The sequence below is a fragment of the Clostridium sp. RTP31139st1_H3_RTP31139_211217 genome (assembly GCF_040227035.1).
Classification (GTDB): Bacteria; Bacillota; Clostridia; order Clostridiales; family Clostridiaceae; genus Clostridium; species Clostridium saudiense.
In genome coordinates this window covers 41,901-62,331 of record NZ_JBCOAB010000014.1, presented here as the reverse complement: position 1 = coordinate 62,331, position 20,431 = coordinate 41,901, and the positions used below count along the sequence as shown (strand labels likewise).

The 20,431-nt window shown below is 27.3% G+C and carries 16 protein-coding genes and 1 riboswitch; of the genes, 1 reads left to right on the top strand and 15 read right to left on the bottom strand.

What is annotated here, in order from left to right; translation table 11 throughout:
- Positions 1-50 precede the first annotated feature (50 nt).
- From ABUA17_RS08235 to thiD, 9 genes are all read right to left on the bottom strand, one after another.
- Entirely contained in the window at positions 51-3,542 is a 3,492-nt protein-coding gene (locus ABUA17_RS08235) for an SbcC/MukB-like Walker B domain-containing protein (protein WP_154820887.1), read from the bottom strand.
- A complete protein-coding gene (locus ABUA17_RS08230; protein WP_042395374.1) occupies positions 3,529-4,749 on the bottom strand; it encodes an exonuclease SbcCD subunit D in 1,221 nt (406 codons plus the stop codon). The genes ABUA17_RS08235 and ABUA17_RS08230 overlap by 14 nt, the downstream gene beginning before the upstream one ends.
- 102 nt (positions 4,750-4,851) lie before the next feature.
- Positions 4,852-5,043 (bottom strand): hypothetical protein, encoded by a 192-nt coding sequence (locus ABUA17_RS08225; protein WP_055276222.1) that lies wholly within the window; start codon positions 5,041-5,043, stop codon positions 4,852-4,854.
- Positions 5,044-5,193: 150 nt separating this feature from the next.
- Positions 5,194-5,697: an energy coupling factor transporter S component ThiW gene (gene thiW, locus ABUA17_RS08220; RefSeq protein WP_042395370.1), complete on the bottom strand. Its 504-nt coding sequence runs from the start codon at positions 5,695-5,697 to the stop codon at positions 5,194-5,196.
- A gap of 35 nt (positions 5,698-5,732) precedes the next feature.
- A complete protein-coding gene (gene thiE / locus ABUA17_RS08215; protein WP_078061286.1) occupies positions 5,733-6,350 on the bottom strand; it encodes a thiamine phosphate synthase in 618 nt (205 codons plus the stop codon).
- A 23-nt stretch (positions 6,351-6,373) separates the two neighbouring features.
- Complete coding sequence (gene thiT, locus ABUA17_RS08210) at positions 6,374-6,979, bottom strand: energy-coupled thiamine transporter ThiT (protein ID WP_042395368.1); 606 nt, start codon at positions 6,977-6,979, stop codon at positions 6,374-6,376.
- A gap of 78 nt (positions 6,980-7,057) precedes the next feature.
- Positions 7,058-7,711, bottom strand: coding sequence for a thiaminase II (tenA, locus tag ABUA17_RS08205; protein ID WP_042395366.1), 654 nt, complete (start codon positions 7,709-7,711; stop codon positions 7,058-7,060).
- Between the two features lies 1 nt (position 7,712).
- Positions 7,713-8,519, bottom strand: a complete 807-nt coding sequence (thiM, locus tag ABUA17_RS08200; protein WP_195952347.1) for a hydroxyethylthiazole kinase — start codon at positions 8,517-8,519, stop codon at positions 7,713-7,715.
- A 23-nt stretch (positions 8,520-8,542) separates the two neighbouring features.
- Positions 8,543-9,340, bottom strand: a complete 798-nt coding sequence (gene thiD, locus ABUA17_RS08195) for a bifunctional hydroxymethylpyrimidine kinase/phosphomethylpyrimidine kinase (protein WP_195952346.1) — start codon at positions 9,338-9,340, stop codon at positions 8,543-8,545.
- 160 nt (positions 9,341-9,500) lie between these two features.
- Positions 9,501-9,602: riboswitch (TPP riboswitch) on the bottom strand.
- 514 nt (positions 9,603-10,116) lie between these two features.
- On the opposite strand from thiD, the gene ABUA17_RS08190 reads away from it, so the two are divergent.
- Positions 10,117-10,845, top strand: a complete 729-nt coding sequence (locus ABUA17_RS08190) for an HAD family hydrolase (RefSeq protein ID WP_195952345.1) — start codon at positions 10,117-10,119, stop codon at positions 10,843-10,845.
- Positions 10,846-10,897: 52 nt separating this feature from the next.
- Here the strand turns inward: ABUA17_RS08190 and ABUA17_RS08185 are convergent, their stop codons facing one another.
- The 6 genes from ABUA17_RS08185 to ABUA17_RS08160 form a co-directional block, all read right to left on the bottom strand.
- Entirely contained in the window at positions 10,898-12,853 is a 1,956-nt protein-coding gene (locus ABUA17_RS08185; protein WP_195952344.1) for a beta-galactosidase, read from the bottom strand.
- 280 nt (positions 12,854-13,133) lie between these two features.
- Positions 13,134-14,522, bottom strand: coding sequence for a melibiose:sodium transporter MelB (gene melB / locus ABUA17_RS08180; protein WP_207743351.1), 1,389 nt, complete (start codon positions 14,520-14,522; stop codon positions 13,134-13,136).
- A gap of 188 nt (positions 14,523-14,710) precedes the next feature.
- Complete coding sequence (locus tag ABUA17_RS08175) at positions 14,711-16,783, bottom strand: alpha-galactosidase (protein ID WP_195952343.1); 2,073 nt, start codon at positions 16,781-16,783, stop codon at positions 14,711-14,713.
- Positions 16,784-16,881: 98 nt separating this feature from the next.
- The gene (locus ABUA17_RS08170; RefSeq protein ID WP_195951581.1) at positions 16,882-17,850 is read right to left on the bottom strand and encodes an alpha/beta fold hydrolase; all 969 of its coding nucleotides are present in this window, start codon (positions 17,848-17,850) and stop codon (positions 16,882-16,884) included.
- 160 nt (positions 17,851-18,010) lie between these two features.
- Positions 18,011-19,027 (bottom strand): LacI family DNA-binding transcriptional regulator, encoded by a 1,017-nt coding sequence (locus ABUA17_RS08165; RefSeq protein WP_042395346.1) that lies wholly within the window; start codon positions 19,025-19,027, stop codon positions 18,011-18,013.
- Between the two features lie 210 nt (positions 19,028-19,237).
- Positions 19,238-20,200: a DUF2232 domain-containing protein gene (locus tag ABUA17_RS08160; RefSeq protein WP_055291441.1), complete on the bottom strand. Its 963-nt coding sequence runs from the start codon at positions 20,198-20,200 to the stop codon at positions 19,238-19,240.
- Positions 20,201-20,431: the final 231 nt, after the last annotated feature.

The following is a 20,431-nucleotide window of genomic DNA, read 5'->3' as shown; positions in this document are numbered from 1 at the left end:
AAGTTTATATATATAACTTCTATAGGAGGTATTAATATTTTTTTCTTTATTTAACTTCTTTCAATCTTAACCTTGCTTCCACCCATTCCAGCTTCTGCAGGAGTAATTATAAGTTTAACAGGAACCCTATTTTTAATTGATTCAACGTGGCTTATTATACCAACCTTCAATTTATCATTATGAATTCTTTCAAGTGAACTCATAACAACTTCTAAAAGATTATCATCTAAAGTACCAAAACCTTCATCTAAGAAGAACAATTCAAGTGGTGCTGTACCCTTAAGTTGAATTTCTGCTGATAACGCAAGTGCTAAAGCAAGTGACGCTAAGAAGGTCTCACCTCCTGAAAGTGTAGATGCATCTCTTTCTGCTCCACCATTTTTATAATCTCTAATTATAAATCTTCCATCTTCATCAACTTCTAAACCATAATTTCCATTAGTTATTTCCTTTAGCTTTCTACTTGCCTCAAGTGAAACATACTTAAGTCTTGTAGCTGCAACAAATTCAACAAACTTTTTACCTTTAAATAATTTATCTAAATCATTTAACAACGCAAGCTTGTGATCTAATTCTTCTTTTTGCTTTAATAAATCTTTTAATTCTAGCATCTTTTCTTCTATGACCTTAAGCTCTTCTTGAAGTTTAATTTTTATTTCATTATACTCTTTAACTTTAATTTCCTTTTCCTCTTTTTCATTTTGTATATTAACCCATTGTTCTTCAGTTAACTCTCTATTTCCAATCTTCTTAGAAATGCTTTCAATAGCTCCCTTTATTTTTGCTAAATCATCATTATACTTATCAATTTCAACCTTTAAAGCTTCTATTTTAACTTTCTCTAAAACATTCTGTTTAACTTCATCTTCACTTAAAAATCCTTCTTCTTTTAATGCCATATCAAGCTTTTGCTTTTCTTCTTCTTTTCTTTTATAAAGTTCTTTTCCTTTTGAAGTAATACTAATTAATTTAGAATTACACTCTTCATAATTTTTATCTGCTTCTTCTTTTGCCTTTTCTGTAAAGATATAATTGTCTTCAATTATTTTCATTTCTTTTTGAACTTTATTTAATATTTCTTCTATATTATCTATATCTTCAACTTTACTTTTTATTTTTAATAAATTTTCTTCTCTAACTTTATTTTTTTCATCTAAAGTTGTATTAATTTTAGCTAATTCTTGATCAGTATAATTTAAATTATTTCTTGCCTCTTCTTTTTCTATATTTAATTCATCTATTCTATTTCTATAGCTTTTTATAACTTTTTCTATTTCTTCTCTTTCATTTTCAATTTTATTTATTTCAGTATTTTTAGTTATAAAATCTTCAACATTAGTTTTTTCTCTAAGAATACTTAATTTTTCTTCAACTTGCTGCAAATTTTCTTCTTGCTTTTTTTTATCTTCTAATAATTCATTTATTGTATTTTCATTACTATTAATTTTAGTTTCTAATTGTGTATGCTTAAGTTTTAAATTATTACATTCTTCTTTTAAATTCTTTATTATATTTTCAAGCTCTTCCTTTTTAATATTGTAATCATTTATCTTAGTTTTTAAATCATTCATTTTCACTTGAAGATTAAGTACTACTTCTTCATTAAAATCTTCACCTAAATCTTTAATTACTGCTTCATTTTCTTTTATTTTTTCCTTTGCAATACTTAACTTAGCTTCTATATCCTTTATGCCATTAAATAACTCAAGAGATAGTTTTTCTTTTAAATCTATGCTTTCTTCTAGATTAGTAACATCCTTAATATCTACATGCTTAATTTTTTCCTTATGATGTTCAACTGAACCACAAACTGGACAAATATCTCCATCTTTTAATTCTTCTCTTAATTTATGAGCCAGGTTTTCTCTTTCTATTTCAAGTATTTCTATTTTTATTTTTTTAACTTCATTTTCTAAATTAATATACTCTTCTTTTTTAGGTTCTAAATCTTTGCTTAATAATTCAATAGCATTTTTATTTTTTAATAATTCTTCATTTGCCTTTTTAAATATATCTAACTTCCCTTTAAGTTCAGAGTATTTTTCTTGCATATCAAATAAATCATTTTGATTTCCCGGGCAATTTTTAATTAATTTTTCTAAAGTTTCTTCATTTTCTACTAATAAATTATCTTTCTTATCTAATTCAAGCTTTAATAATTGTTTTTCATCTAAATATTTTTTTACTTCGCCTCTATTAGCTTCTATCTTAACTTTATACTCATTAACTATCTTAAATAAATTATTATAATCTCGGGTGATAACTACTCCTTCTTGAACATTTTCTTTTAACTCTCTTTCAATATTTAAAGTATCCCTGTATTCTTCCTTTTCTTTTAATAACTCATTTCCCTTTTTTAATCTCTTTTCACAATCAATTAATTTTTCATTATTTTCCTTCTTCTTTTTAAGTAATTCATCTGCTCTTTTATTAATTTCTTTAATTTCATTTTCTAAATCAATTAAAGCTTTTTTATCCTTTATTGCTTCCTTTATTTTTTCTTCTTGAACCTTATATTCTGGCAATTTGCTATCTTTATTTATTCTAGCTTTATTCCATTCTTCTTCAAATTTAGCCTTTTTCTCTTTAAGCTCTTCACATTTTACTTTAAGTTCACTTAATTCTTTTTCTGTAAAGTTAATATTTTTTAATGTTTCTTCATAAGAAATTATATATGGATTAACTTTATTTGCAGCTTCAGCAGCTTTAACCTTATCCTTAAATAAATTTATTTCATCAGCTTTTTCAATAAGCTTGCTTTCTTTAGTCTTATAATCTTTAACTTCAAGTTGCATATTCCATAATTCAGTATTTTCTTTGAAACTTTTTTCTATTGCTTTAAGTTCTTCATTAGCCTTTTCTAAATTTCCAATACTTATATTTAGTTCTTCTTCTTTTTCTCTTTTCTTTTCTTCACTTATATCTTCATATCCCATAAGCTGACCTAGAAGAACACTATTTTCAGTTCTTTCTTTTGTTATTTGTTTAGATAATTTACTTGAAAGCTTATCCCCATACTCACCTAAGTTGAAAAGTCTTTCTAACATTTCTCTTCTTGGTTTTCCTTCAAGCTTTAAAAACTCTGAAAACTTACCCTGTGGCAAAACAACAGTCCTTGTAAAATCCTCTAAACTTAAACCAATTACTTCTTTACATTTATCAGTTACAGTTTTAACCTTATCAGCTAAAACCTCTTCTCCATTAGTTATATCAACTATTTTACACTTCCCTGATACAGGATTTCCTGATTTTTTATCTCTTTTAAATTCTCTATTAACTAAATACCTTTTAGTTTCTGCTCCTGATATTTGAAACTCAAAACTAACATTTAACCTATCACAATTTGTATTTATATAATTAGAGCTTTTTCTCGAAACATCTCCATATAAAGCTAATGTAATACCATCTAAAACTGTAGACTTTCCACTTCCTGTTGGCCCAAATATTCCAAATAAACCACGATCAGTTAATTTTTCAAAATCTATAGTTTGCTCTTCTATAAAGCTATTTAATCCCTTTATCTTAAGCTTAATTGGTCTCATTTTCATCCCCCTCTTCATTTATTAACTTTAATAATAAACTTACAACTTCTTCATCAGCTTCTACATTTCTTTCTTTCTTATAAAACTCTCTAAATATTTCTTCAAATGATTTTTCTTGAATACTAATAGCACTTTCATCATCAGCTTCATTTTGAAGTTTTGGTATTATCTCCAAAATATCCTTTTTAATTTCCTTCATTTTCTTTATTTCATCTTCTCTTATATATCTGTCGCACTTAATCTCTAAATAAACCCAACAATCTCTATCTTTATTTTTTTCACATCTCTCAATTGCATCATCGATACTTTCACATTTCCAAACTTCAATAGGCTTGTAGACTTTAAATTCTACTTCATTTATTTTACATTCTTCTTTTGCTTTTATATCCACAATAAAACACTTCTTTGTAATATTTATTTCTTTTTTATTATAATGAAGTGGTGAACCTGAATATCTTGCCCTTTTATTAGTACCTGGTACAACTTGAGGCTTATGTACATGTCCTAATGCTATATACTGAGCTTCTTCTGGTAAACATGATCCATTAACAATGTAACTTCCACCAAGCTGAATACTTCTTTCTGAACCACCTTCTTCACTTCCCATAGCAAATAAATGTGAAACCGCCAAATTTATAGTGTCTTCTCTATAATTTTTCTTTAATGAATCAAATAATGATTTTATTCTTTCTCCATAAGTCTTTAATCTATCTTCATCACTATCCATTTCCCCATAAAGAACCTCATTTAATCTTTTTTCACTTGGATATGGTACAGTTAGTATTACTGCTTTTTCATTATTAATTTCTATTTCAATAAATCCTTCACCAGAATTAATAACCTTATGTTGACCATATTCTCCACATTGCACAACAGTTTTAGGAGTACCAACCATTATTATTCCATGCTCCATAGCAAGTGGCCCTGCTGCAACTAACCTTTCAGGATTATCATGATTACCTGCAATAATTAAAGTTACTCTTTCTCCATTTTTAGAAAGCTTTTTTAATGTGTCATAAAACATTTTTTCGGCTCTTGCTGGTGGATTACTGCTATCATAAACATCTCCAGCAATAATAACTAAATCTATTTCATTATCTTCAACTATATCTATAAAATCCTTTAAAAATAATTCCTGTTCATCCATTCTACTTGCACCTTCTAAATTCTTTCCTAAGTGCCAGTCTCCAGTATGTAGTATTCTCAAAACATAACCTCCTCTTATAATTAACTCATTATTAATTATTCCTATTATTTAATTATAACAAAAAAGATGATACATTTCTGCATCATCCCTTTTTACTTTCATCTATTTAACTTCTTTGCACCAGCTAGAAGATATTCTTGAATTATCTATATAGCCTAAATAACTATGTCCAACTTGTACTTCTCTTCCATCATATTTATTGATTTGATCCTTATTTAATTTCTCAACTCTTTCATCACTAGATAGGTATACATCCTTACTAAAAATATATTTCTTATCCTTACAAAATATCATAGTTTGTCACCTCGAATATTTATTTATTACAAATATATTATACACCCTTTTACTTATATACCCATCTAAGTTGTAATTTTCTAATTTCTGAATAATTTTATTCATATTTTTTACAATTATGCATTTTACAGAAAAATTAGAATAATTACTCTAATTACTCAATAAAAAACTTCTTAATGTATTTAATTTTAATATTATATAAGCAATAATACTTCCAACTATAGAGCTTATTGAAAATGGAATAATGTAAACAAATAAAGCAACTTCCTTTCCTAAAACAAAGGCTGCCAATGGATATGCTAGCAATGCACCTATTATTCCAGTTCCAATCACTTCTCCAACAACAGCTATCTCTACTTTTTTAAACTTTTTATATAATATAGCAGCTAAAAATACTCCAACCATACTTCCTGGAAAAGCTAATATACTTCCCGTTCCTAATATATTTCTTAATAATGATGATACAAAAGCACACGAAATCCCATATGCAGGTCCTAATGTAACTGCCGCAATTACATTTATCAAATGTTGTATTGGCGCCACCTTTGCTCCTAATACTGGAATAGACAATGATCCTAATATAGTCGCTAAAGCTATTAATATTCCGCATATAACTAATCTTTTCGTTGCGTCTTTACTTTTAGTTAATTCCATATATAATTCCCCTAAATACTTTTTTATCAATTTTGTTATTCACTAATTTTCTTTACCCATTTTTCACATTCTAATCTTATATCATTAGCTTTTAATATTGCTGAAACAACAGCATATCCATCAATATTATATTGCTTTAATTTATCAATATTATCTAAAGTTAAACCTCCAATTGCTACAATTGGTAAATTGACTTCTTTCTTAATTTCACTTAACCTATCAACTGTTACACTTTTTGCATCTAATTTTGTTGTAGTTGTAAACATAGCTCCAACCCCAAGATAATCTGCTCCATTTTCTTTAGCCCTTATAGCTTCTTCTACTGTTCTTGCAGATACACCAATAATTTTATCTTTTCCAGTAAGCTTTCTAACTTTATCTACTGGTATATCACTTTGTCCAACATGAACGCCATCAGCATCACAAAGCATTGCAATATCAACTCTATCATTAATAATAAATTTCACATTATATTTTTTAGTTAAATTTCTAAGCTTCATTGCCTTGTCTAAGAATTCCTTACCACTAGCATTTTTTTCTCTTAATTGAAGCATCGTTACTCCACCCTTTAATGCTTCTTCAATACAATTATAAAAATCTCTTCCTTTTAAAATATCTGAATCTGTTACTAAATAAAGTTTTAAATCTTTCATTTTTATCACCTTTTTTCTAATATTTATGCTGCAATATCTTTAACATTAGCTATTTTTTTAAATCTCTCTAAAGGAATTATAGATAAAAGCATTATACATAAAATACCTTCAACTCCAGCACTAGTAAAATTATATAAGAATGAATAAAGATAAGTATTCATCCCTTCCGGTGCAAACTCTGCAAAAAATACTACACCTGAAACAAAATAAGAAAATACACTTAAAGTAACTGCAAATAACCCTCCTAAAATCACCTTATATTTCTTATCACTACCAAAAACACATGTAAAACCTAAAGCCATTGGCCCAAACAAACAATCTAAGAAAAATTGAACTGGATGTATTACATATGCTCCATTTAATAATGATAAAAAACCCCATATTAATCCACCTGTTATACCTGCAGTTCTACCATATAATAATGAAAGTATCATTATTGGTAACATAGAAAATAAAGTTATTCCACCACCTTGAGGATATTTTACAAACTGAATTAAACTAAGCATAAATGATAGTCCACTCATCATTGCAATTACTACCATTTTCTTTGTTGTTATAGGATTTCTTTTTAAATCCCTAAAATAAAATGCAAATAATATTGCTGATATTATCGCTATAAAAATAACCATATTACTTACCTCATCTTAAAATAAATTTTATCTCATGGTTGGTCATTGTAACACTCAACCTAAAACTAAAAATTCAGTTTATTTATTTGCCATATTCCAAAACTCCATTTCATAAAGACTAGATTTTATAAATATGTCCTTTAGCTTTTCCTTTTTTACTTCTGATATGTCCTTACATATATCATCTATATAATCAATCCACTCTTGTGCACATTCCCTAAACTCATTTGATGCATATCCTTCTATCCATGGAGCATAAAAATTATCTTTTAAGTTTTCCTTATATGTTTCATATAAGTGCTTCCCAATATAATAATAACTCCAAGTACATGGCATTATAGTCATTGCAATATCCTTTGAATCACCTTTTAATGCAATTCCAAGCATGTAATTTGTATAACTTTCAGTTGTTAATTCACTTTTATAAGCTTCTACCTCTTCTGTACTTAATCCAAAGTCTTTTAAGTAATTAACATGAACTGCAGTCTCATCATCTAATACTCCTTTTATGGATTCATGATAAAACTTCATTTCCTTCATAGTTTCTGCTTTAACTAATCCCATAGCAAAAACCTTAGCATAGTCCTTTAAATATAAATAATCTTGAATTAAATAATTTTTAAACTTTTCTTTATCTAAAGTTCCTTCTCCTATTCCTTTAACAAAGGGATGCTCTAAATATCCATCCCAAATTTTCTTAACTTCACTAAATAAAACTTCTGAAAATTTCATATTATTCAACCCTTCCATATTCTTTTAATTTATCACTATTCATTTCATAAATATTGTTCATAAGTTCTTCCTTGAAGCTTCCTATTGCAATATTATTTCTATCGCTTAATTCACCACTTACTCCCATTGTAAGTACCCCAATTGCAACAGCTTCTATCTTACTAACTTTTTCATCAGACTTAATAAGAGAATCATAAGCTCCTAAATAGCTTCCTATTAAGCTTCCTGTCATACACCCTGTACCAGTTACACTTTTTAACTTTGGTGTTCCATTAAATATCTTTATAACCCTATTTCCATCACTAATAAAATCAACTTTTCCAGTTGCAACTACCACACATCCAAGCTTTATAGCCACTCTTTTTACTACTTCAGATATATCTTCACCATCATCAAAGGAATCAACGCCTTGTCCCCTTACATCAAGTCCACCTATAAACTTTATTTCAGCTATATTTCCTTTAACAACATCAAATTTAATTTCATTTAATAGTTTATTTGTAAAGTTTGTTCTTGTCTTTGTTGCAAAAACACCTACTGGATCTAATACAACAGGCTTATTAAATTTATTAGCTGCTTTTCCTGCTTTAACAAATAAATCTAATCTACTTGAATTCATAGTTCCAATATTAATTACTACTGAACTAGCAACACTAATTATCTCTTCAACTTCTTCATCAGAATAACTCATTAAAGGGCTTGCCCCTAAAGCTAATGTTATATTTGCACAATCATTTATTGTTACTTCATTTGTATAATGTAATACTAAAGGATTTATTTCTTTAACTTTATTTATTAATTCAAACATTACTTCTTCTCCTTATCTAAGTCTTAGTCTTCAAATTTATAAAAATGATTTACAGGTCCAACACCTTTGCCTATATCAAAGCTATGTCTTATTGCTTCTGTTATATACTCTTTGCTTAACTTAACAGCCTCCACTATGTCATATCCTAATGCTAAGTGCGACGTTATTGCTGATGATAAAGTACATCCTGTTCCATGAGTATTTTTTCTATCTAGTCTTTCTTGTTTATAAATTTCAAATGTATCATTTCCTATTAATACATCAACTGCATCACCTTCAAGATGTCCACCTTTCATTAACACATACTTAGGTCCTAATTCTAAGATCCTTTTTCCTACCTCTCTCATATCATCAAGGTTATTTATTTTCATTCCTGTAATTTCTTCTGCTTCTGGTGTATTTGGAGTTATTATATAAGCCATTGGTATAAGCTCTTCAATTAAGCTTTTCTTTGCTTCTGGTTTTAATAATGAATATCCACTTTTAGATATCATAACTGGGTCTACTATTAAATACTTAGGATTATATTTCTTTAATGTATTTACAATTGTTTGAACAATTTCTGCACTTGATACCATTCCTATCTTTACAGCCGCTGGTTCTATATCTTCAAAAACTACATTTATTTGACTTTCTATTATTTCTTTACTTAAATCTTCAACAAGAAAAACTCCTTGTGTATTTTGTGCTGTTATTGCCGTAATAACACTCATTCCATAAGTTCCTATTGCACTAAACGTTTTTAAATCTGCTTGTACACCTGCTCCTCCTGATGAATCTGATCCTGCAATGGTTAATGTGGGTATTTTGTAATTTCTCATATTTCTTCTCCTTTTTAATTTTTAATTTTTCCCAATAAAAAAAGCTATATCCCAACTGGAATATAGCGTTATAATTACAAATAATATATTTACTTTTACTACAAATTATTTAAACTTATACTATGATAAAGTTTAAAAATTACCTTGTAGATTATTTAAAGTATACATTAATAAGCTTTCCTACGCTGGCACTATCCAGATCAGGTACAAGGGTTAATAATTTCTTATCTCTCAGCCTTAATTGGCACCCCTAGCATTTTATATAGTTCTTTATATCCATATTATATAGCATTGTAATTTTTTGTCAACATTTTCTAATATAAATTCTTCTATTTTTTGTCATACTAACTAAAGAAAGTAGATTTTCTAAAGCTACTTAATAAGTTTAATGTTTAGATAAGAAGTTTTCTTAAAAATATTAATATTTTTTGTTATAAATGAAACTGGATTCCTTTCAGTCGCTGAGTACACTAAAGTGTACCTTCAACTTGCTAAATTAAAATTTGGAGTTTCAGGCAAGTTCGATTAACTAAATTAAAATTTAGAATCCTCTTTAAGGAAACTCGACTCCTTTCAGTCGCTGAGTAAGTTCGATTAACTAAATTAAAATTTAGAATCTCACTTAGTCTTGCATTTTTCGCTTTGGTTTATTATTATATAATGTAATATCTAATTCAGCTTAATTAAACTTTTAAAGTTTATTTAGCTCATCTTACCTATTGGACAGTAAGTTAAAGATATTTTATAAAAGTTTAAAACATAAGGAGGTTTTTTATATGTCAAGAAGAGCAGCATTTTTTGATATTGACGGCACAATCTACAGAGAAGGACTTATTACTGAGGTCTTTAAAAAAATAATTAAATATGACCTAGTTGATGAAAATAAGTGGTATAAAGAAGTAAAACCTGCTTATATTAACTGGGATAAAAGACAAGGCGATTATGATACTTATCTTTTAAAAATGGTAGATGTCTACACTGAAGCAATTAAAGGATTAGATAAATATCATATAGACTATATTGCTAAAAAAGTTATTGAACAAAAAGGTGATAGAGTTTATACATTTTCTAGAGAAAGAATTAAATGGCATAAAGAGCAAGGAGATATTGTAATTGCTATTTCAGGTTCTCCTATAGAATTGGTAAGAGAAATGTCATTAAAATATCATATGGATGATTATAGAGGTACAATCTATGAATTAGATAAAGATAATAAATATAATGGCTATATTACTCCTATGTGGGATTCAGAAAGTAAAGAAAAGGCAATTAAAGAATTATGCAAGAAGTATGATATTGATTTAAGTCAAAGTTATGCTTATGGTGATACTGCTGGTGATTTTACTATGTTTAAAAATGTAGGTATCCCATATGCTATGAACCCAACACGTGAACTTATTTCTAAAATTATGGATGATGAAGAAATTAAAAAGAAAATAAATATAATCGTTGAAAGAAAAGATGTAACTTACAAATTAGATGTAAATTGTCTTTCTCTTATTTAACATAATATAAAAATTTAAAGGTGGTTAATTTAAAAAGTTAACCACCTTTAATTTACTTAATTTTTACTATTTTACTTTCATAGGCCTTTAAATTAATATTATTAAAAATTTTACCTTCTGCGGTGTGGTTCATAATGAAGTAATGCTCTTCATCATTTACTTTTCTCTTAACTACTTCAACACCCTTAGGTGATTCTATAGCTTCTATATCAGCTTCTACTATAATTTTTTTAGCTATTAAGTCCATAATATTATTATCTACACCAGTACCTATATAATAAGCTTCACCATTTTTATATTTGTTTAAAGTTATAGCTGATAATTCATTATAAAACTCATCATCATACATAAATAGACTTTCTGCAGTAGTAGTTTTTAGCATATCTCTAAATACAGTTCCACTACCTTCAACTCCATTAAATTCATTTATCCCCTTAACATTAACCTTTTGACCTTCTTGAAGAGATTCTATTTCTTCAACAAAGCCACCTATTAAATCAGTGTAAAAACTTGGATTTAACTGCCCTAATGTTAAATTATTATAGTAATCTTTAATTGCAGTTCTAAAACTAAATACTACTTTACCACCATTTTTAACAAACTCTCTAATTCTTTCTTGAACTTCAGATTTAAATACAATCATTGTTGGTATTAATAAAACTTTATACTCACTAAAATCTAGATATGATGGAATGACATCAATATTAACATTATTTTCATAGAAAGGTCTATATAATCTATATACTTCATTTTTATAATCCATTAAAAAGCTTTGTCTTTGAATTCTAAATGATGCCATAGATTCATAATCATAAATTACTGCTATTTCTGATTTTATTTCACTATTTATAACATCTTCATTTTCTTTCATATTATTGAAAAAATCTTGAACCTCATAAAATTTTCTTCTTTTTTGATTATCCTGATCTATTATTCCATAGCAATATTGTTCAGCTCCTTGTGTTGCGCCTCTATATCTAAAATACATAAGAGAATTGCATCCATGAGCCATTGCTTGATAAGACCACATTTTAGCTTGATTTGGTCTTGGTAAATAACCAATAACATCATGTCCTTGTGCTCCCATTATAGCTTCTGTAATCCAAAAATTTTGTCTTTTAGCCCCCCTCATAAAATCTAAGCCACAAGCAATTTCATGTGCAGGAATTGGCTCCCTTTGCCCTCCCCACACAGGATAATTATTATATGCAACTACATCTAGGTATTTTGCAACTTTTGAAAAATCAAAGCTCTTATCAAAATATCCACCTGAAAAGTCATGAATTATAACAGAATCTTCGCCTAATATTTCTTTTAAAATATCTATTTGCAATTTTGCATAATTTTCAACACTTACGCTTCTAAACCTTTCCCATTCCATCCTAAGGCTTGGATTATGAGTAGTTATTGTCTTTGCTGGAACTGGTATTTCATCAAAATCATTGTAAGTTTGCGACCAAAATCTTGTTCCCCATATTTCATTTAATTTATTTATATCATTATTATAATTTTTTCTTAAATAATCTCTAAATGCATTTTTACATTCATTACAGAAACATACATCGCTACCTTCATGACCAAATTCATTATCTATTTGCCATGCAACTATTCCTTCTTCATCTTTAAAATGATTTGCAAGTTCTTTAATTATAATTTTACTATATTTATGATAAGTTTTACTATTAAAACAATATTGTCTTCTTCCACCAAAAACTCTCTTAGTATTATCTTCAAACTCACCTAATACATCTGGATGTTTTTTAGCAAGCCATGCAGGCATTGTTGCTGTTGGTGTACCGAATATTATTTTTAATCCTTTTTTCTTTGCTTCATTTATTACATGATCAAAATAAGAAAAATCAAATAAACCTTCTTCTTTCTCCATCATATGCCAAGCAAATTCACCAATTCTTATAACATTACTTCCAAGCTCTACTATATTATTTAAATCTTCTTCTAACATATCTTCATTCCAGTGCTCTGGATAATAATCTACACCTAAATACATTTTAACAACTCCTGACTACTATTTATAAATAATTTATCTTTCTAAAAATTCTTGTATTTAAATTTATGTTTTATATACTACATATCTAATAAATCAAATTGTAATGTAATTTTTTTATTGATGATAATTAATAAGTAAGAAGTACAAGCTTTAGAAATATACTATTAAATTTATTTGAAAATATAATTGCATAACTTCTAATCATTATTCTTAACTTCTTACCTATTAAAATAATTATTAACTTAAATTTTATTTTACTTGTTTAATATCAATCTAACCTTTATGCAAAGTTAATTTCAGCTTCTCTCTTTTTATTTAATTCTTCCATTATCTTTTCTTGATATTCACCTTGAAGTTTATAACCCTTTACATAAATGAATAATCCTAATAATGTTATTACTGAAGGTACTGCCACCATAAGTATTCTCATACCAAATATTGTTCCTGCAGTTTGTGTTATATTAGGAACATATCCTACTATTGTTAATCCAACACCTATTAACCATCCTGATAAAGCTGATGCTGTTTTAACTAATAATGTTTGGAACGAAGCAACTATACTTTCATTTCTTGAACCAAATCTTACTTCACCATAATCTATAACATCTGCTAACATAACAGTGGTAGCTCCTAGTGTAAATCCTGAACCTAACTTAACTATTATTCCTGATAAAGCTATAAGTGCCGCATTACCTGGAACAAATATTCCTGCTAATAATAGAATTATTAATCCTACTGCTGGTAAATAACATGCTAGTCTAAATACACCCTTTTTACTCATTCTCTTTGAAAGCATTGGGAATAACATAAGTGCAGCTATTTCAGCAAGTCCAGCAAATGCAGTAAATACTTGGTACATATTTTCATTTCCTACAACATACTTAAAATAGTAAATTGACATTCCTCCTGATAATTGAGCAACTAAGTTATATGCAAGTACAACTCCTATAAATACCATAAGTTGATCATTTTCTTTTATAAGTTTAAATGCTTTCTTTAAACTTGTTTTTTCTACTTTTTTATTTGATTCTGTTACTTTACAACTACTATCTTTAACATTTATAACTGTTATAATTGAAGTAATTATAAAAATTGCTGCAATCACTACTGCAAAAGCTCCATATCCCTTAGTTTGATCACCATTTCCTAACTTATTTACTATTGAAAGTCCAAATGCACCCATTATTAACCATGCACAGCTTGCAAATATTCTTGGTATAACTGACATTTGAGCTCTTTCTTCATTAGTCTTAGATAAAGAAGGTAACATAGACCAATATGGTATATCCATTATTGTATAAGTCATACCCCATAATATATACATAACTGAATAATAAGCATATAGTGAACTTCCTTCTAATCCTGCTGGTCTCTTAAATAAGAATACTAAAACAACTGCATTTATAAACGTTCCTATTAAAATCCATGGTCTAAATTTTCCCCACTTTGTTTTTGTATTATCAACTATCATTCCCATTGCTGGGTCATTAACTGCATCCCATAATCTTGCTACTAAAAATAAACTTCCAACAAATGCTGGAGCTAGTCCAATTGAATCTGTAAAATAAATCATTAAATAACTAGATACAATTGCATAACATAAATCCTTTCCTAATGCTCCAATTCCAAATGAATACTTTTCTTTAAAAGATAATCCCATAATTCTCATCCTTCCTCATTTTTATTCAATACTAACCCTTTTTTGTAATAGTTTTCACTTACTACATTTTTATATTACCATATCAGTAAACGTTTCACAAGTGTTTTATAGTAAAATTTTAATTATTTTTTACTAAAATTTTTTTATGATTTTATATAAAAAAGATAGCTATTCCAAATAGCTATCTTTTGGATGAATTATTCCTCTATTTTACTTATCTTTATTATAATGCTATCATAATCTCCATATAATTTTAGTTCTAATCCATGATTCATTAAATATCTTCCTGTTTTCACAATAACATTTTTATCAATTTTAACTAAATAGGTTCTTTCTTTTTCAAGTGCTCTAAACTTTATAGTTGTACCTCTATGTCCAAGTTCACTTTGAGGTAAAAATGCAAATACTAACCCTTCTTTTCCATTCATGTATTGATAAAGCTTATATTTATTTTTGGAATTATTTTCTAATCTGTAGAAATCACCTTCTTGAACTATATGCCTTATATTCTTATATTCTTCAATTAATCCCTTAGATAACTCTATTTCTTCTTCACTAAATTTTAATATATTACATCCAATACCTAAAGTACCCATCATAGCACTATGATATCTAAACTTCATAGGTATAATTCTTCTTGATAAAAAGTTCGGACAATCAGTTACCCAAGCTCTCATAGCTTTTATTGGATATATATATGAATAATTCTCTTGAATAAATAATCTGTCATAAGCATCAGTATTATCGCTTGTCCAAAAATCATCGAATATTCCTAAAATACCATAATCTATTCTTCCACCCCCTGAAGCACAGGCTTCAAATAGTACATTTGGATGCTTAAGCTTAAGATTTTTTACAATATCATAGACAGCTTCAATATGCTTGTACCAAACATCTCTTTCTAAATTAGTTTGAGACATAGGTCTATTTGCATCCCATTTAATATAATCAATATCATAAGTTGTTAATAAATTATCTAACATATTATAAATAAAATCTTTTACTTCTTTCTTTGTAACATCTAATACATATTGCCCTCTAGATGTATCACTTTCTCTACTATCAAAATGATATATCCACTCTGGATGTTCTTTATAGAGATTAGATAACGGGTTCACCATTTCAGGTTCTACCCAAATTCCAAACATCATATCCATAGCCTTTACTTCATTTATTAATGGGTTTAATCCATTTGGAAATTTTTCTTCATTTACATACCAATCTCCAAGTCCATTGTCAATTCCATGTCTTTCTCCAAACCAACCATCATCTACAACAAACAGCTCAGCTCCAATTTCCTTTGCCTTTTTTGCAAGTTTTATTTGCTCATCACAACTCACTTTAAATTCAGTTGCTTCCCATGAATTATATAATACTGGTCTTAATCCACTTCTCAATACATTATCTTTAGCAAAGTTATGGAGATTATGAGTCATAGTTTCAAACCCACTATTACTATAACCTGCTATAATAGCCGGAGATATAAACTCTTCTCCCTGATTAAGCTTTAATAAGAAATCATGTGAATTAATACCTAGTTGTACTAATGTTTCTCCATATTGTGTTTGTTCAATTACTCCACTAAAGTTACCACTTAGTTTTAAAGCACCAAAGAATACTTCTCCTGTGGTTTCTGTTGCATTTTTATCTAAAATGAAATATGGATTATGATTATGAGTAGAAATCCCTCTTCTATTTTCTATAACAATCTTTCCATAGCTAACTTTTTGTGTAAATCTTTGTTGCTCTGCACCCCAATGACCATGTACATTTGAAAAAGTTAAATCTTCATATGGTATATGAAATTGCCCACTATGCACTTTTTCAATTTCAATAACATTTTCCGAATTATTTTTAATAGTCACATATCTTTCAATTAAGTCATATTCTTCATAAACTTTATAATGAAGATTCATATTGAAATCATAATGAATGTCCTTTAATTTTATAACTAGTTCATTTCCATCAACTTCATAACCTTCATAGCTATAAACTAACTCTCTACATCCATCAATAAATGAAGCCTTTAAACAATGTTCTTTATATCTTAAACTACCGTACACCGGAAATTCTTCTTTAGTTATTTCAAAAACAGGATCATTAGTCGATACTTCAACTAATGTTGGCATATCAAAATCATCAACATTTTCAATTTTGCTTCCCCAATATAAATGTCTTACCAACCCCATATTATCTATTCCAAAAACATAACTATTATTTTTACTTTGTAATGCAAATACATTTTTTAATTCATTTATTACAATTCCCATAATTACACCCTTACTTTCACATATTATTTTAGATAACGTTTTCTTAATAAGTATTATAATATATTTACAGTAAAATTTTCAAGTTTTTTAGTAAAATTTTATTTTAAAAATTCACTTATATTTTTTAAATACTCAATCATAATTTCATCATCTTCCATATAAAGTTCATGCTTCCCATTCTCAAATCTTATCTTTTTACACATATTTGCTATTTCACAAAATTTATTCTGCCCTTTTTCTTTTACAAAGGTATCTCTCCCTGCCTGAAAAAACAATATTGGTATATTTATTTTCTCAATATTCCTTTTCTTTAATATTTCCTTAGTTGCCTTTAAAGACTCATTAAGCCATTTAAAACTTCCACCACATCTTTGCAATTCCTCGTTTTTGTTTAAATAATCTAAATGATTTTTATATCTATACATATTAGAAGTTCCTGATGACTCTAAATCATATTTCCCTTCAAATGGACCTTGTCCAAATAAAAATTCCTCTCCCTTTCCAATATTAATATATATCTGACTTATTAAATAAGATATAGCCTTATGGTATTCCCCTGTATTTATATCCATCATCGGAGCACTTAATATAGCCTTTTTAAAATATCCACAGTACTTCTCTAAAAACATTGTACCGATAGCTCCTCCCATAGAATGTGCATATAAATATAAATCAACGTCTTTTCCTACAACAATAGTATCTAAGAAAATCCTTAAATCTTCTACATAATATTCAAACTTATCTATACTTATTTGACTTTTATGTTTTTTTCCAAATGAACCTGATCTTCCATGTCCCCTATGTTCAATTGCATATACTGAATAGCCCATTTCTGTAAAATAGTAAATTAACTCATTATATTTTTCTATACATTCAGAAAACCCATGCGAAATTACAATTCTACCTTTTTCATTTATTACAGAAAATACTTGGTAATAAATATTTAAGTTATTACATCCTTTAAAATATCCATCCTTTTTAATTTTATTAATACTTATCTTTACCTGTTCAACATCTTCTTCATTATATCTGTAATTTGAATAAATCCCAACTTTAATTGTTTCCATTTTTAACCTCCACCTAGCAACCCCCTTAATAACGTTTACAGTAAAAATATATAGTATTTTACTAAAAATATCAAGTTATTAATTTATAATAAAAAAAAATAGTAACAATAATAAATATTATTGTTACTATTTTAATCTCTAATTTATTAATTAAAATTAACTATTTTACATCCTTAACACTATTTCTTAATATAAACTCACTTGGTATTATTACTTTTTTAGCGTACTGTCTTCCCTTTAATTTCTCCATCATAAGTTCAACTGCAACTTCTCCTAAATACTCTATATGAACTCTTATAGCCGTTAATGGTGGATTAGTATATTGAGATATTATAGTATCATTAAATCCTATTATGCTAATATCATTTGGAACCTTAACTCCATTTTCTTGAAGTCCCTTAATAACACCGCTTGCAATTGTATCATTAGCTGTAAAGAATGCTGTTGGCATTTTACTTTCAGATCTTATAAATTTATTTATTGCTTCATACCCACCTTCAGCCGTCATACTACTATTGATTATAAATTCTTCCTTTAGCATTTGTTTATTATTCATATATTCATAAAAGAACTTTAGTCTATCATCGAACATAGGTATTTTATTATCTCCTAAAGTGTACTTTTCCCCAATAAATCCTATGTTCTTATGTCCAAGCTCTAAAAAATAATCTAATGCTTGTTTAACGCCTAATTTATAATTAACTTTAACACTATCATACAATTCATCATTTGGCGCTGAATCTATAAAAACTATATTTTGTGTTCTTTTCGATAATTCATTTACTTCATCCGAAGTAAACTTACCAACTGCAATTATTCCCTGTAGTTCAACTTCTTCTGCTAACTCAAATTCATTATCTTGCTTAAAAAATCTAACTAGCTTAATATTATTCTCAAAGGCTTTCTTTTCTACTATATTTCTTAAAAGTAAATAATATGGATCTTGTAATTGTTTAACTACATCATACATTTCAACAATTCCAACTATAAACATATTTTTACTAAAATTTTTACCTTTTCTTTGCTTTGCTGTTCTATAATTTAATTCCTCTGCTACTTGTAGTATTTGTGCCTTAGTTTCATCAGCAACTAAAATTCCACTATCATTGTTTAAAACCCTTGATACAGTAGCTAATGATACTCCTACCTTCTCTGCTATTTCTTTCAACGTAGCCATTATCCCTCACCTCAATATATCTTTCATCTTTGTTAATTATATAATAAACCTTAGCTTGTTATTTTTATCTTATCTTTTATAAAAATTACATTTTTATAAACTCTATATCATACTATATATTACCATAAGGCTAATCAAATTACATTACTTAATATTAATTTTATCAATAAATAACTTTAAAATAAAAGATATATTATTTAAAAGTAATTTTTACTGTCTTTTTAAAACAACTTTATTTAACATATTTATTTGTGATTCCCTTAGCTTCATTGAATAGTTAATTACTAAACTTCCTACTACCAAAATAATAAACGTAGCTTTAAAGTCAACTAGCAGCATATAAAGCACCCCCAACCAAATTAATTGCGATGCACCATTAGATTTCACCTTTGTAGATAATCCCCTAATTACAAATGTAAAAGAATCTTTTAAAACAAAATATATTACTACTACTCTAATTGCCATTACTACCGTTTTAAAATAAACGAATTTAAATTCAAAACCTGTTAATTTTAATATTTCAATTAAAATTAAATATATAATTCCAAAATAATATGTACTCTTGCTACAACATATATAAGAACCATATCTTTTAAAGTTTTTAATTATCATATATTTTTCATTACAATTTTCATTTAATATTCTAAGCTTTTTACCTATAAATAAAGCTCCAATATAAGATATTAATATTGTACCTATAGGCATTGTTGCAACAAAAATATTAAAAGCAACTTCCATATATTCACCATTTAAAGGAAACATTTCTGTATAACTATCAAATTCTTTCATAAAACTATAACCTGTTAATTTAGAAAAATAAATATCAATCAAAACCATAACAAAAGTTCCTAAAATTGCTGAATAAAATAAATCATCAAATATTGTTCCTTTTCTTCTAATAAAATACCCACAAATCAATCCCATTATAATTCCTTGGCTCATCCAAATTGCTGATGCTACGTCACCTACTGCAAGAGTTACAATAAGCAATGATGTAATAGAAGATAATAATGTATACTTAAAATCAAGCCTCATAAATATAAGACAAATAAAAAGTGGCACTATCATATCCAAATATAATGTATATGCTATTCCTGTGTAAATTGCTACCATGCTTGAAACCACAAATAAAGCTGATAACATTGCTGCTTCTGTTAATTTTTTTGTTTTCAAATTATGTTCACCACACTTAATCTTAATGTATCTTTATTTATTATATGCTTTTCTTATAAAGTTAATAGTAAATTTTCTTTAAATATTATTTATTGTAATTTATTTCTTTTGATTTATAATAAATATTTAACCCTTCAAATGTTGGCTCTATTCCATTCTTAATACATTCTTCAACATATTCCTTTAAAACATAAATACTCATTTATTACACCTCTTTTTAAGACATTTTTA